This is a genomic window from Spirosoma horti, from assembly GCF_054776595.1.
Map to the genome: position 1 here is coordinate 1 of NZ_BAAHBQ010000009.1, position 13907 is coordinate 13907.

The window sequence follows — 13907 nt, forward strand, 5'->3', positions numbered from 1 at the left end:
GCAAAAAACTAAGCAGTTATCGATGCTCAAACGACGGAAAAGTCATATTTTTCAGCGAGTACAAAGCGGTTAAAACCGTCTCATCTCTTTTCACCCGCATCTGTCCACTTTCGGTTGACGACGTACATTATTGCCTAGTTTATTCTGTTTTACCTTCCAATAGCCAATAGCCTCCTGCAAGGAGGCCCCAGGGTTATCAGTTCTAAAGTCACGGATGTACTGATTATAGGGTCACTTTGCCGGTCCGTACAAAATCCGTTACTTGACCTTATGAAGACGATTCAATGTGTCATTTTTAGGAGCGTTCAGGGAGAACTAGACAAAGGATTACTTTTGCACTTTTCTTAGTGTAATTGCATAAAAAATCTTATTTTAATGAATTATTCTAAGGTCAATCAACCTGTATGAGCAAGGAGAACAGGCCGGATTATAACTTGGAAAGGGAAGAAGGATAGCCAATATTATGTTAATGGAATTTCTGTAGATTGAGCCCGCCTACTACGAGTAAAGGACCGCCAAAAACAGCTTCGGGGTTAACATAAAGTTTGATTACACAACAAATGAGAAACCTGTGAAATGAAAACATTAACAGTCTTCATACTCCTCGCTTGTTTAACAATTTCTAGCTGGGCACAAGATGGTTTTGTCAGTCAGAACCCTAAGATTGCTTATTGGAAAATTGGTCATTTAAAACCGATTGTTATTGTCCTACATGGGGGACCTGCTGTTCAACATAAGTACCTACGACCCGAATTTGATAGTCTCACTCAGCAAGCTACTGTCATTTATTATGACCAACGGGGAGTTGGTAAAAGCGATACGGCCAGTTCGTACCGTTGGCAAGACCATGTAGCTGATTTAAAACAACTCATTCAAGCATTGGCTAACCAGCAGAAAGTCATTATAGCTGGTTCATCTTGGGGGAGTACATTAGCTATTTTATACGCCTACTGTTATCCTAAAGACGTACAGGGCCTGATTTTGACCGGCGTTTATCCTTGGGAAGGGAAAGATGAACTCTATAAGCCATTTCATCTCTTGAGTCATCCTAAATCTGTTAAGGGAAACATCTATGAATCACGCATTATTCGTGAACTAACTGAGAAAGGCAACTTGAAGCAGGGTACCATACAAATTGCTAAAGAGTTGGAATATTTTAGAGGTAGTCCTCAAAGTGAAACCCGCACCAGCAGCCGGTCCGCACCTGCCTCCGACTGTTTAAGACAAGTCTCGGTGCCCATACTACTCTTTAATGGAACTCGCACAGCTCACTGGGATTGGGCCGATCACTACGCTAAGTTGTTTCCTGTGGTTGAATGGCATACCATTGAGGAGGCAGGTCATGATCCTTGGCTGAATGACCCTACTCAGTTTTTTTCGATCAGCAACGCATTTATTCGCTCAATTAATCAATAGATGTCTCTTACTTAAAATAATGCCATTTATACAACAGTCTAGTATGCTATGCAGAATATACTAAAGTTACTTACTTGTGTTCTATTTATTTCGTTCAGCGGGGTAGCTAATGGCCAATCCAAAGAAGTTCAATTTATAATCAATACTACTATCGATATTATGAAGCAGCATTCGGTTAATGCTAAATTAGTTAACTGGAAAAAGGCAAAAAAACGAGCACTCAATCAAGCTAAGTTAGTGACAAGCCCTTATCAATTGGGACCTGTTATACGAGATCTTTATAGAATGGTCGATGATTACCACGGTGCTTTTTATTACAAAGACAGCACATTTCGGTGGCGATATCATGAACCAGTTGTATCGGATTCAATAATGAATGAGTGGAAAAAAGGAGCAGGGCTTAAGATCGAACTATTGGAAAATAATATAGGGTATTTGCGAATTCCGGGAATGCAGTTTTCAGGTAAAATCGGTTCTGACCGTAAAGCTCAAGAGCTAAACGATAGTCTATGTAATTTACTACAAAGAAACGTAAAGGGATTAGTCATTGATTTACGGTTGAACGGTGGGGGAGCTATGTACCCAATGATTTTAGGCGTTCAGCAGCTTTTGGAGAAAGGACAAATTGGCTCATTCCAATCCCAGAAAAGTGAGCGGTGGTTTTTAACCGAAAGTAATTTCTCTTTTGATACCACTATACTAGCGAGTATAAAGCCAAAATGTGCTATCAATGGTCAGACAATTCCAGTAGCATTTATAATAAGTCCTCCAACAGGAAGCTCAGCCGAATTTCTTCTTATTGCTTTTAGAGGGAGACCTAAAACGGTTTTGGTAGGTACAGAAACAGCAGGCTTTGTTACTGGTATTGAAGGTTTCCCAGTCAATGAAGCTACCCAAATTTTACTCTCCACATCATATGGAAGAGATAGACGAGGTATAATTTATAAAAACGCTTTTAAACCCGATATATCTGTTACAAGTTATGACTCCTTCAACAATATTCGGCAAGATGAAAAAGTTAAGCAAGCTGTCAATTGGCTGAAGCAAAATTGAGATATTGATAAAGTGCAATATACCAATTCACAGCAAGTTTGTACTTATCCTAGACCCGTTGTATAACTAGGATTATGTAAAGGGAGTAACGTTAGAATTCAAGCTAATCTTTGAAAAACAGATTTCTTGGAAAAAGGTTAATTCGTAACCTCATAGATTGAATTGATAACTGCTCGAGCCTGAGCACTCTTATTTGTACCTATCAAAATGAAATCGCCACTTTTAAGCACCAGCTGAATACCCTCAATGCCTGAAGTTGTATAAGCACTATTTTTAGGATAGTTTCGATAACCCCACCCCCCATATTCTTTTAGAGGACTATACTTTCTGATATAACAGGTTTTCATTTCATGCCAAGCAATCAATTTAGGCTTTCGCTGAAAGGGGCTAAATTGATAAGAAACTCCCTCGCTGCTGATTGTCGTCGTTAGATTAGCCTTTAACATGAAATAGGTCAATAGCCAAGTCCCGATGAGAAATAAAATTAAAACGGTATCGGGAGCGGATTTAGTCCCAAAAGGATAGCCTAAGACAATTTGCTGAATAAAGCCAACCGCGAAAAATAAGTTGACAAATGCTAGTAAGCCAATGACCAGAAATTGGCGAAAGTATTGTTTCTCAATAAACAGAATCTGATTTTCCATTTCTGTTATGTAAGTGGCATTATGTTAACCTAGCCGGTAAATGTACAATTTTTGGTGTAACCTAGTCAAATAGACTAGGTCGAAAAATGGTCATGTTTCTTGACAAGTAGGCTGTGAAAGGCATTTTTACCGCACGATCAATCATAAAATACTTCATTTTCGAACGTGGCTGGGAGATAAGCATTCCTGCTAATTAACTATCCTTAGCGAACATTGAGAATTTCACTCCACTTGGTCGTGTAGCAGGGAGAAAGAAACTTACGGTTATGCTCCTAGTCAGGGCTAAAGCTCTGATTGGCCAGTTGAATCGTTCCCCGCCCATGCCGCTGATTGAGCCGGTCCATAACAGAAGAAAGCATAATCAGGCGCTCATCGGGGCTATCAGTGAAAATTTCCTTTTGCCTGTAGTCGCTTGGAACGAAACCCGAAAGGATGACGCCTACTTCCTGATAAGCATACCCAAACTGAAAAATAGACTTCAGGGCCGTTTCGGCGTATTGAACAAGCTCGGTAATACTAGCTGTGGGATGAGGTAACGTAATCACATTGAGTCCTGTTTTCTAAGCTTTTCACTGGCCTTCCCCAGATAGGTGGTCAAAGCCTCTGTAATTGTCTTCAGGTCTGGGATCAACCGTCCAAAGCTTGGCGCAGTGATGATGGCTTTCTTTGGGGGTTGCCCCACATCCAGCATACGGCAGGGAAAGACTCTCAGTTCATGCACTAAGCGAAGCCCATTCACGGTCATGATCTCTCTGCATTAGAAGTCCGCAAATTTATTTGCGGACTTCTTTTTTTAGGGGTGTCCAAGTGGTTAAAGAAGCACGCCTGGAATGTGTACAGGTGGGAAACGGTAACAAGCTGAGGCCACGACCACAAAAACATTTGTGGACTTATCTGTTTTGTCACGCGTATGTTCTGGAATGCGGTCGGATAGATCGGTTAAGGGTAAACTTCCCCGTTCGTTTATAAATACAAATGCCGGGCAAATTCGCCCGGCATTTGTATAAATCACCCATAAAACTATACCTGCTACTATATACGTATATAGAATTATTTTGGTTTTTAATTGAACATAAAAAATGCACATTTATAAAAGTTTTTTGTTTAAAAGAGTGTAGATACCGTCAGAAATCCTATATAGCGCCTATAATCAGCCTTGCACAGCGATTTCTGGACTTAACATATGCCAATGCTGTAGGCGTTATCTAGCTATAGAACCATCAACGACCAACTTATATGTGGCAGGAGCAGGATAATAAACTCACCCGTGATTTTCAGTTTGCCGATTTTAGTGAAGCGTTTGCCTTTATGACCCGGGTGGCGCTTGTGGCGGAGAAAATGAATCACCATCCCTGGTGGTCGAACGTGTATAATCAGGTGACGATCAACTTATCGACCCATGATGCGGGTAATACCGTAACCCAAAAAGATCATACGCTGGCCGCTGCCATTGATAAACTAATCGGTTGAGGTGTACTGATCTAGTTGCTGCAATGCGGCTTCTGCGGTCCGCCGATGCAGGCCGACAGCCGTAGCGACGGACCGCTACAGACCGTAAACTGAAATCTGTAAACTATCTTGCGGCATGAAATTGTACCTCGTGCCGACTCCCATCGGTAATCTTGACGATATAACACTCCGGGCCATTAAAGTCCTGCAAGGTGTCGATTCCATTCTGGCCGAAGATACCCGGACATCGGGTGTGTTATTGCGGCATCTATCCATCAGCAAACCCCTCCACAGCTACCATATTTTCAATGAACATCAGACCGTGCAACGGTTGGTGAATCAGCTGAAAGAAGGCAAAACGCTGGCGCTGGTGTCGGACGCGGGTACGCCCGGCATCTCCGATCCTGGCTTTCTGCTGGTCCGTGAGTGCATCAAAAACGACATTCCGGTCGAGTGCCTGCCGGGCCCAACGGCGTTTGTGCCCGCGTTGGTCAATTCGGGATTGCCTAATGACCGATTTACATTCGAAGGATTCCTTCCGCACAAGAAAGGGCGGCAGACCCGGCTGTCCGAACTGGCCGGGGAGGAGCGAACCATGGTGTTTTATGAGTCGCCCCATCGACTGCTCAAAACCCTTCAGCAGTTTACGGAGGTCTTCGGCCCGGAACGACCTGCCAGCGTTTCGCGTGAGCTGACCAAACTATTTGAGGAAAATCAACGCGGTCCTTTGTCCGAACTAATTGCTTATTTTGCTCATAAAACGATAAAAGGTGAAATTGTCATTTGCGTACAGGGAAAAGAACCAAGTCGCGGCAAGGCCAAACGAGTATATGATAACGACGCGGACGATGCCGACGAAGATGAGGACTAGCGGGCAGGGTTTTGGGGAGAATCGACACGGGACACGGGGCCGAAAATGGCTCTATAGCCTGTTGCTGGTCCTATATGCATCCTTCATCAGTCATCAGTCATCATTCAGCCAGACCCTTTCGCCATCGGCACAGGTCAGCCTGATTACTTATGGGCCGGGGACTGACGACATCTCTTCGGCGTTTGGGCATACCGAAATTCGGTTCGTTGACCCGGTGCTGGGCCTTGATCGGGATTATAGTTATGGTGGATTCGATTACAACGCCGATTCATTTATCCTGAAATTTTTACGGGGTACCCTGCCTTATTTTGTGACGGTACATAATCTGTATCAGGTCATGTACTATTACCAGCAGACGAACCGGAGCATTCGGGAACAGTACCTGAATCTGTCGCCCACGCAGCGGCAACGGCTGTTTACGGCGCTGGAAACGAATTACTTACCCGAAAACCGGACATACCGCTATAAATTCTACTACGATAACTGCGCGACCCGTCCCCGCGATATGATTGCCGATGCCTGTGGCGATAGTCTGCTGATACCCTCGCGTTCGCGCATGACGGGGAAATCGTACCGCGATTGGATGAACGATTACCTGAATGAGCAACCCTGGTACCAGTTAGGCATGAACCTGGCCATTGGCCGTCCCGCCGACGAGCAGACCGATGGCTGGAAGGCTATGTATTTGCCCGATCAGGTACACGATCAACTGGCCCGGGCAACCGTACGGCAGGCAAATGGGCAGTGGATACCCCTGGTTCGGGGCGAGCAGACGCTATTTTCGGCCCAGAAGACGTTCCGCCAACAGGTGCCTTTGCTGGTTGACCCAAATGTTGTGTTTGGTATTCTGGGCGTTGTCATTGCTCTCTTTACGATCCGGCGTTATTTGGTGGCGGGCAAAGTTGATCGCTGGCTCGACCGGCTCCTGTTCGGGATTTGCGGGTTTATGGGCTGGTTTCTGCTCCTGCTCTGGATCATGCGCGATGATGGCGTGACGGGCTGGAACCCGACCCTGCTTTACCTGATGCCGCTGCACTTACCCTTGATTTACTGGGCAACGGGGTCAACGGCCACCGCCCGGCGTCGGACGCTCTATTTCACCATTACGGCCATTCTGGCTGTTTTCGGCATGTTTCTGTCAACAATACCAGGGGGCTTTGATGTGGTGTTTCCGCTGACTTTGCTCGTTCGGTGCATTGTCAACTTGCAGCCCACTCGTCGGGGGCAGCAAAGTCCGATGCGGGTTGCGTAAAATCTGTTTGGTTATAAACCCGGTAAAAGGTGCTTTGTCTGGATTATAGAACAAAATGTTGCTCTACAATCCATGAAAAAACTACTAGTACCCAGCCTGCTGCTGATCTGGGTCACCAACGCGCTGGCTCAGCCGGTCGAACGGCTCGTTAAAGTCATTGTCACCCCCGATCATGCCGACTGGCTGTATAAGCCTGGTGAAGCGGTCAAATTTACGATCTCGGTTTACCGAAGTAATGTGCTGCTGAAAGGAGCCAGACTCCGCTATGAAATCGGGCCGGAGAAGATGACGCCCACCCGAAAAGAAACCGTTACGCTGAAGGATGGAACCCTGGCGCTGGATGCTGGCACGATGAAAACGGCAGGGTTCCTGCGGTGTATTGCAACGGCTGAAGTGGATGGAAAAGAATACCGGGGCCTGACAACCGCCGGGTTCGATCCGCAGAGCATCAAGCCGACCGTTGCCAATCCGGATGATTTTAAGGCATTCTGGGACAACGCGAAGGCCGATCTGGCGAAAGTGCCTATGGATGCCCGCATGATATTGTTGCCCGAGCGCTGCACCGAATTGACGAATGTCTATCAGCTCAACCTGCAGAACATCAACAACTCCCGGTTCTACGGGATTTTATGCGTCCCCAAAAAGGAAGGAAAATATCCCGCCATTCTGCGGGTGCCCGGCGCGGGAGTTCGTCCCTACTACGGCATGATTACGGAAGCCGACAAGGGGTTCATCACCCTGGAAGTGGGCATTCATGGGGTTCCGGTAACGATGGAGCCTGTGGTTTATGAAAACCTTAGCCGGGGAGCGCTCGCTGGTTATCCGGCCGCTAATCTGGACGATCGGGATCGGTATTATTACAAACGGGTGTATCTGGGTTGTGTTCGGGCGGTGGATTTCCTGGCCGGCATGCCCCAGTACGATGGGCAGAATATGGCCGTTACGGGCGGAAGCCAGGGCGGAGCGCTCAGTATCGTTACGGCAGGTCTGGATTCCAGAATAAAATGGGTTGGCGCCTATTACCCGGCCCTGTGCGACGTAACTGGTTATCTGCATGGCCGGGCGGGCGGCTGGCCCCATCTGTTTACGGGCAATGACCTGGCCTACAACATTAAACCCGACCGCATTAAAACAACGGGCTATTATGACGTGGTTAACTTTGCAAGGCAGGTGAACGTTCCTGGGTATTATTCCTGGGGGTTCAATGATGAAACCTGCCCGCCAACGTCCATGTATGCGGCTTATAACCTGATTCCGGGTTCTAAAACGCTTGATATTACTCAGGATACCGGTCACTGGACGTATCCCGAACAAACCGAGAAAATGACCAGCTGGTTGCTTGGTCAGTTGAAAGGGGTGAAGTAAGGTGTTGCCTGTACAACGTGGTGGTGCGGCAGTTCAACCTCGGGTCCGCCAGGCTACACCACTACGGTATACAGGCAACCAAATTCGTAAAAATTTCGTACTTATTTCATGCAACTCTTCGTCAACCCTGCGCTCAGCGATGCGCTTAAAACCAGCTTACAGGAAAACATTCCAGCCGATGTAACCGTCGTTTTTCGGCACGATTTACCCGAGGCCGATCAGCAGGCCGCTTTCCAATCGGCAGATTTTGTGCTGGGGAACCCGCCGGTTGCGTGGTTTGGCGATAGGGCTCCTAAAATGGCCTTCTGGCAACTGGATTCAGCGGGCTTCGATGGATTTAAAACCATTCGGGTTCAGGCTTCCATTGCCAACATGGGCGATTATTTCGCCCGTCCCTGTGCCGAAACCATGCTGGCTGGTATTCTGGCGGTGTACCGGGCTATTCCCGAACTGACTCTCTTGCAAAGCAAATCGCACTGGGTTGGCGCACCCATTCGCGCCCGGACAAACCTGCTTTGGCAAAAACAGGTAGTTATTCTCGGGACGGGTACGATTGGGCAGGCTGTTCGGCAGATGATGAGCGGGTTTGGCTGTACAACGAAGATGCTGGCCCGCACCGACCCGCAGGCCGATCTGCACTCGGCTGAGGAACTCATCGCTATACTACCCCAAACGGATATTGTTGTCAACTGCCTGCCTGGAACCGCTACGGGCTTTGTGTCGGCGGAGGTGATTGCGGCCATGAAACCGGGGAGCCTGTATGCCAACGTCGGACGCGGTACGACAACCGATGAGCCTGCCCTGATTCGTGCGTTACAATCGGGTCAGCTGGGGGCTGCCGTACTCGATGTAACGGCCCAGGAGCCACTGCCTGCCGATAGTCCACTGTGGGGGTTGCCGAATGTTCTGCTGACCCAGCACACGGGGGGCGGGCAGCCCGACGAAGATGGAGGCAAGGTCGATCAGTTCCTGCGTAACCTGGCCCGATTCCGGGCGGGACAGCCGCTGGAGAATGCCGTCGAACTGGGGAGAGGCTATTAGATTTTCGTGAAATTTTCAGACTTGAATTGCCTTTTAACGGTCAGAATGCCCATTTTTCAAGTTTTCTTTGTATATTTAAGGAGCCGAATGAGATGACATAAGTTCGTTAACACTGTGTACTTATCCACTGGAATAGTTCTTGAAACACGTCAATGATAAACGAAGAAAATGAACAGCCGCTAGACGACGATAGCCAGCAGCCTGAAGCAGGGTTACCTGATGATGGAGCCGAGCTGACCAGCGCCCTCGAACCGGACGACGAGCCAACAGATACCCCAGCTAAAGAAGTCCTGCACGACCAGACGGTGGTGGCGGGCTTGTATGAAAATTACTTTCTGGATTACGCTTCCTACGTTATTCTCGAACGGGCCGTGCCAGCGGTAGAGGATGGGCTGAAACCCGTTCAGCGCCGGATTCTGCATGCCCTGAAAGAAATGGATGACGGTCGCTTCAACAAAGTAGCCAACGTGATCGGGCAAACCATGCAGTTTCACCCGCATGGCGATGCCTCCATTGGGGAAGCGTTGGTCAATATTGGTCAAAAAGAACTCCTGTTCGACACACAGGGGAGCTGGGGCGACGTCCGGACGGGCGATGGAGCCGCTGCCCCCCGCTATATCGAGGTGCGGCTGTCCAAGTTTGCACAGGATGCTATCTACAACGACAAAACCACCGAATGGCAGTTGTCGTATGATGGCCGCAAACGGGAGCCCATTACCTTACCCGTTAAGTTTCCACTCTTGCTGGCGCAGGGTGTAGAGGGCATCGCCGTTGGGTTGTCGACCAAAATTCTGCCCCATAATTTCAATGAACTGATCGAGGCTTCCATCAATATTTTGAAGGATAAGCCCGTATCGCTCTTTCCCGACTTTCAGACGGGTGGACACATCGACGTCAGCAACTACAACGACGGACACCGGGGCGGTAAGGTTCGGGTTCGGGCCAAGATCGAGGAGGTCGATAAGAAAACGCTCGCCATCCGCGATGTGCCGTTTGGCGTAACAACTCCACAATTGATCGATTCCATCGTGAAGGCGGCCGAGCTGGGGAAAATCCGCATCAAGGCACCCAACCGAACCACAGCGGCCGTGGTCGACAATACCGCCAAAGACGTCGAGATTCTGGTGCATCTACAGCCGGGCGTTTCCCCGGATGTGTCTATCGACGCCCTGTATGCCTTCACGGACTGCGAAGTCTCCATTTCGCCCAATGCCTGCGTCATTATCGGTGATAAGCCGCATTTCGTGAGCGTAACGGACATTCTGCGCGTCAACACCCACCAAACGGTTCAGTTGTTGCAACGCGAACTGGAGATCCGGCGTAGTGAGTTGATGGAGCGATTGTTGTACAGTTCGCTCGAAAAGATATTTATCGAGAACCGGATTTACCGGAAAATTGAAGAGTGCGAAACGTTTGAGGATGTTATCGCCACCATCGATAAAGCCCTCAAACCCCATAAAAAGCTGTTTTACCGCACGATAACCGAAGACGACATCATTCGCCTGACGGAGATAAAAATCAAGCGGATTTCGAAATATGACGGGTTCAAGGCCGAGGAGCTGATGCGCCGGCTGGAGCAGGAGTTGGCCGAAACGGAGGATAACCTAGCCAATATTACCCGTTTTGCCATTGCCTATTACAAGGATTTGCAGAAGAAGTACGGCAAAGGTCGTGAGCGTAAAACGGAGATCCGGGCGTTCAATACGATTGCCGCCAGCGTAGTGGCCGCTGCCAACCAGAAACTGTACGTCGATCGGGAAGGCGGATTCATTGGCTACGGGCTCAAAAAGGACGAGTACGTGAGCGATTGTTCCGACATTGACGACATCATCGTTTTCCGGCGTGATGGCAAGTGCATGGTGGTGAAAATTGCAGAAAAAGTATTTGTCGGCAAGGATATTGTACACGTTTCGGTGTTTAAGAAGAACGACGAGCGTAAGATTTATAACCTGGTTTATTTAGACGGTAAGTCGGGCATATCCATGGCGAAACGGTTCCCCGTTACGGGCGTTACCCGCGACCGGGAATATGACCTGACCATGGGAAATCCGAAATCGAAGATGACCTATTTCAGCGCCAACGACAATGGCGAAGCCGAGGTCATTACGATTAACCTGACGGCCCAGTGTACGGCAAAAATAAAACAGTTCGACTATGACTTTGCGTCAGTCGGTATCAAGAACCGGTCGGCGCAGGGAAATATTCTGACCAAATACCCGGTTCGGAAAATTACCCAGAAATCGGGGGGCGTGTCGACCCTCGGTGGGGTCGATATCTGGTACGATGAGCACCTTGGGCGGCTTAACCGCGACGAACGGGGACGGTTGCTGGGTAACTTCGATGCGAAAGACAGCATCCTGGTCGTGTACAAAGATGGACAGTATGAATTGACGAGTTTTGACCTGACCAATCGGTATGAACCAAACGATGTGGCTCTGCTGCAGAAGTTTGACCCTGAAACGGTGCTGTCGGCCGTTTACTACGAAGCCAACCAGAAAGCCTGGTACGTGAAGCGGTTTAAAGTCGAAACGACATCGCTGGATAAGAAATTCAGCTTTATTGGCGATGTAAAAGGCTCGAAGAGCCTGGTTATCACCAATGACCGGTACCCGCGCATCGAGATTGTTCACCAGGTAAAAGATCGCGGCCCGTTTGAGTCGATGGTGCTGGAGCCGGAAGGGTTTATCGATGTACGTGGCTGGAAGGCACTGGGAAATAAACTGCCCTTTGCCAAGGTAAAAGAAGTTAAATTATTGCCGCCGAAGATTGTGAAAGAATCCGCTAAACCAGCGCCCGTTGTTGAGCCTGTGGCGCTGGTTCCAACGGAACCCGAGGAAAAAGAATCGGTGCAGTTAGGCTTGTTTTCCTGATCTGCAGACGAACGAATCCAGTGGTGTGCCATTTTGCTAACGAATATGGTAAATACGAAACTTTTAGGCCTTCGAACAGTGATTTACGCTGCTCCTGACCTGGCTCAGGCGAAAGCGTGGTATATAAAAGCATTGGGTATTGACCCGTATTTTGACGAGCCGTATTATGTAGGCTTCAGCGTTGGCGGCTACGAATTGGGCCTGGATCCGAACACGCAACTCGTTGCTGGCAGCACACTCACGTATTGGGGTGTTGCCAGCCTGGACGGTTCGGTGCAGCATTTTCTGGCGATTGGGGCGCAGATGCATGCCCCAGTCCAGAACGTAGGCGACGATATTCTTGTTGCCAGCCTAGTAGACCCATTTGGTAATGTGATTGGATTGATTGAGAATCCGCATTTTAATCGTTGATTAAATGAACACGACCCTGGCTACCGATTATAGCAATGGCCAACCGCGTGAAGCGGTCGGTATTCGCGTGGTCAAGTGGGTCATTAAACTGACAATTGTTGTGATTTTTTCGGGCGCAACGATTGTGTTGGTGAGTAACTGGTGGGTGGTGTACAATACACGCAATCAAATTTATTTTAATATACACGAGCTACCGGCCAATGATGTTGGCCTTGTTCTTGGTACCAGTAAGTTTGTTCGAACGGGGAAAGAAAATTTATTTTTTCGCTACCGAATGGAAGCGACGGCCCGGCTTTGGAAAGAAGGCAAGGTAAAGTACCTGATTCTAAGTGGCAATAACGACTCGGAATACTACAATGAGCCGGTAGACATGCAACGCGCCCTGGTCAAATTAGGCGTTCCGGCTTCAGTCATGACCCTCGACTATGCCGGGTATCGAACGTTCGATTCGGTTGTTCGGTGTAAAGACGTATTCAATCAGGAAAAAATCACCATTATCTCGCAGAATTTCCACAACGCCCGCGCCCTCTATATTGGTAATCACGAAGGCATGGAAGCGATTGCCTTTGCTGCTCAGGACGTACCTGATGGCTACTCACTTCGTACCCTGATCCGGGAATACCTCGCCCGCCCGTATGCGTTGCTCGACGTGTACCTGATTCGCCCCCAGCCCGAAAAGGGAAATTGGGAACGCAAGCGCAATTCCTGACTCTTTTTTCGGTTCAATCTGGTTCACAGTCTGCGTAGGCCCTATGGCTGGTTGCCATAGGTAAAAATACGTTCGTTTGTTAGGACCGATCAGTCGTCGTTGTTTGTTTCTGTTTACTCGAAAGGGTTAATAAAAATGGAATAAATTGGCGTAAAGTTTACAATAAGCAAGGATAGGATACCGTTTAATCAACAAATCAAGTCCGAATTCCCTTTATGAAACTTACGTACTTAGTAGGCTTAGCCGCCTTATTGGGAGCGATGGCCTCCTGTCAGTCAGATCAGGAAACTACCCAGACGCCCGCACCGGTTTCGTCGTCCGTTTACAAAGAAGCAGGAGCCGCCACAAGCGCCACAACGCCAAATCTGGCAGGTGCCCGGGCCGCCCTGGCAACGTCTACCCAACAGCAGGAGGTGCTCACCTACATAAATCAGGCCCGATCGAAACCGTGTCAATGTGGAACGACCGTTTATCCCGCTGTTCCGGCGCTGACGCTCGATGCGCAACTCAATGCTGCGTCGGATAAATTTGCGGTAGATCTGGCGACCTACAATTACTTCAGTCATACCGGTCGCGACGGTTCACAGCCCTGGGACCGTATGACCCGCGAGGGGTATGTGTGGCGGGCGGCTGGCGAAAACATTGCAGCTGGCTACACCACGACGCGGGCGGTTGTCGATGGCTGGCTCAAGTCGCCCGGGCATTGTGCCAACATCATGAGTGCAAACTTCAAGAACGTAGGCGTGGGCTACGGCTACAGCGCTACCAGCACCTATAAAGCCTACTGGGTAACGGATTTTGGCACCCGCCGGTAAAGCGAGTACGT

The 13907-nt window shown here is 48.7% G+C and carries 13 protein-coding genes; 11 read left to right on the forward strand and 2 right to left on the reverse strand.

The features are described from left to right. Positions 1–576 precede the first annotated feature (576 nt). Together ACYVAM_RS25495 and ACYVAM_RS25500 are read left to right on the forward strand one after the other, a co-directional pair. Positions 577–1416 carry an alpha/beta fold hydrolase gene (locus ACYVAM_RS25495; RefSeq protein ID WP_461072388.1) on the forward strand — a complete coding sequence of 280 codons (840 nt, stop codon included), beginning with the start codon at positions 577–579 and terminating at the stop codon, positions 1414–1416. Between the two features lie 48 nt (positions 1417–1464). Beyond that, complete coding sequence (locus ACYVAM_RS25500) at positions 1465–2469, forward strand: S41 family peptidase (protein ID WP_461072390.1); 1005 nt, start codon at positions 1465–1467, stop codon at positions 2467–2469. A gap of 137 nt (positions 2470–2606) precedes the next feature. Here the strand turns inward: ACYVAM_RS25500 and ACYVAM_RS25505 are convergent, their stop codons facing one another. Together ACYVAM_RS25505 and ACYVAM_RS25510 are read right to left on the reverse strand one after the other, a co-directional pair. Next, positions 2607–3113 (reverse strand): hypothetical protein, encoded by a 507-nt coding sequence (locus tag ACYVAM_RS25505; protein ID WP_461072392.1) that lies wholly within the window; start codon positions 3111–3113, stop codon positions 2607–2609. Between the two features lie 272 nt (positions 3114–3385). After that, a complete protein-coding gene (locus ACYVAM_RS25510; RefSeq protein ID WP_461072394.1) occupies positions 3386–3658 on the reverse strand; it encodes a DinB/UmuC family translesion DNA polymerase in 273 nt (90 codons plus the stop codon). Positions 3659–4349: 691 nt separating this feature from the next. Here ACYVAM_RS25510 and ACYVAM_RS25515 point away from each other — a divergent pair. From ACYVAM_RS25515 to ACYVAM_RS25555, 9 genes are all read left to right on the forward strand, one after another. Then, positions 4350–4583, forward strand: coding sequence for a 4a-hydroxytetrahydrobiopterin dehydratase (locus ACYVAM_RS25515; protein WP_461072396.1), 234 nt, complete (start codon positions 4350–4352; stop codon positions 4581–4583). 115 nt (positions 4584–4698) lie between these two features. After that, positions 4699–5433 (forward strand): 16S rRNA (cytidine(1402)-2'-O)-methyltransferase, encoded by a 735-nt coding sequence (gene rsmI, locus ACYVAM_RS25520; protein ID WP_461072398.1) that lies wholly within the window; start codon positions 4699–4701, stop codon positions 5431–5433. Beyond that, entirely contained in the window at positions 5393–6685 is a 1293-nt protein-coding gene (locus ACYVAM_RS25525; RefSeq protein WP_461072400.1) for an Lnb N-terminal periplasmic domain-containing protein, read from the forward strand. The genes rsmI and ACYVAM_RS25525 overlap by 41 nt, the downstream gene beginning before the upstream one ends. 72 nt (positions 6686–6757) lie before the next feature. After that, the gene (locus ACYVAM_RS25530) at positions 6758–8050 is read left to right on the forward strand and encodes an acetylxylan esterase (protein WP_461072402.1); all 1293 of its coding nucleotides are present in this window, start codon (positions 6758–6760) and stop codon (positions 8048–8050) included. A 108-nt stretch (positions 8051–8158) separates the two neighbouring features. Further along, positions 8159–9091: a D-2-hydroxyacid dehydrogenase gene (locus ACYVAM_RS25535; RefSeq protein ID WP_461072404.1), complete on the forward strand. Its 933-nt coding sequence runs from the start codon at positions 8159–8161 to the stop codon at positions 9089–9091. A gap of 152 nt (positions 9092–9243) precedes the next feature. Next, a complete protein-coding gene (locus ACYVAM_RS25540) occupies positions 9244–11961 on the forward strand; it encodes a DNA gyrase/topoisomerase IV subunit A (RefSeq protein WP_461072406.1) in 2718 nt (905 codons plus the stop codon). Between the two features lie 45 nt (positions 11962–12006). Continuing rightward, entirely contained in the window at positions 12007–12372 is a 366-nt protein-coding gene (locus tag ACYVAM_RS25545; protein ID WP_461072408.1) for a VOC family protein, read from the forward strand. Between the two features lie 4 nt (positions 12373–12376). After that, the gene (locus ACYVAM_RS25550) at positions 12377–13081 is read left to right on the forward strand and encodes a SanA/YdcF family protein (protein ID WP_461072410.1); all 705 of its coding nucleotides are present in this window, start codon (positions 12377–12379) and stop codon (positions 13079–13081) included. Between the two features lie 215 nt (positions 13082–13296). Beyond that, positions 13297–13896: a CAP domain-containing protein gene (locus ACYVAM_RS25555; protein WP_461072412.1), complete on the forward strand. Its 600-nt coding sequence runs from the start codon at positions 13297–13299 to the stop codon at positions 13894–13896. Positions 13897–13907 lie beyond the last annotated feature (11 nt).

Bases quoted from the DNA above. Each gene is read 5' to 3' on its own strand.
- ACYVAM_RS25495 (WP_461072388.1), top strand. From the start codon at position 577: ATGAAAACATTAACAGTCTTCATACTCCTCGCTTGTTTAACAATTTCT.
- ACYVAM_RS25500 (WP_461072390.1), top strand. From the start codon at position 1,465: ATGCAGAATATACTAAAGTTACTTACTTGTGTTCTATTTATTTCGTTC.
- ACYVAM_RS25505 (WP_461072392.1), bottom strand. From the start codon at position 3,113: ATGGAAAATCAGATTCTGTTTATTGAGAAACAATACTTTCGCCAATTT.
- ACYVAM_RS25515 (WP_461072396.1), top strand. From the start codon at position 4,350: ATGTGGCAGGAGCAGGATAATAAACTCACCCGTGATTTTCAGTTTGCC.
- rsmI (WP_461072398.1), top strand. From the start codon at position 4,699: ATGAAATTGTACCTCGTGCCGACTCCCATCGGTAATCTTGACGATATA.
- ACYVAM_RS25525 (WP_461072400.1), top strand. From the start codon at position 5,393: ATGATAACGACGCGGACGATGCCGACGAAGATGAGGACTAGCGGGCAG.
- ACYVAM_RS25530 (WP_461072402.1), top strand. From the start codon at position 6,758: ATGAAAAAACTACTAGTACCCAGCCTGCTGCTGATCTGGGTCACCAAC.
- ACYVAM_RS25535 (WP_461072404.1), top strand. From the start codon at position 8,159: ATGCAACTCTTCGTCAACCCTGCGCTCAGCGATGCGCTTAAAACCAGC.
- ACYVAM_RS25540 (WP_461072406.1), top strand. From the start codon at position 9,244: ATGATAAACGAAGAAAATGAACAGCCGCTAGACGACGATAGCCAGCAG.
- ACYVAM_RS25545 (WP_461072408.1), top strand. From the start codon at position 12,007: ATGGTAAATACGAAACTTTTAGGCCTTCGAACAGTGATTTACGCTGCT.
- ACYVAM_RS25550 (WP_461072410.1), top strand. From the start codon at position 12,377: ATGAACACGACCCTGGCTACCGATTATAGCAATGGCCAACCGCGTGAA.
- ACYVAM_RS25555 (WP_461072412.1), top strand. From the start codon at position 13,297: ATGAAACTTACGTACTTAGTAGGCTTAGCCGCCTTATTGGGAGCGATG.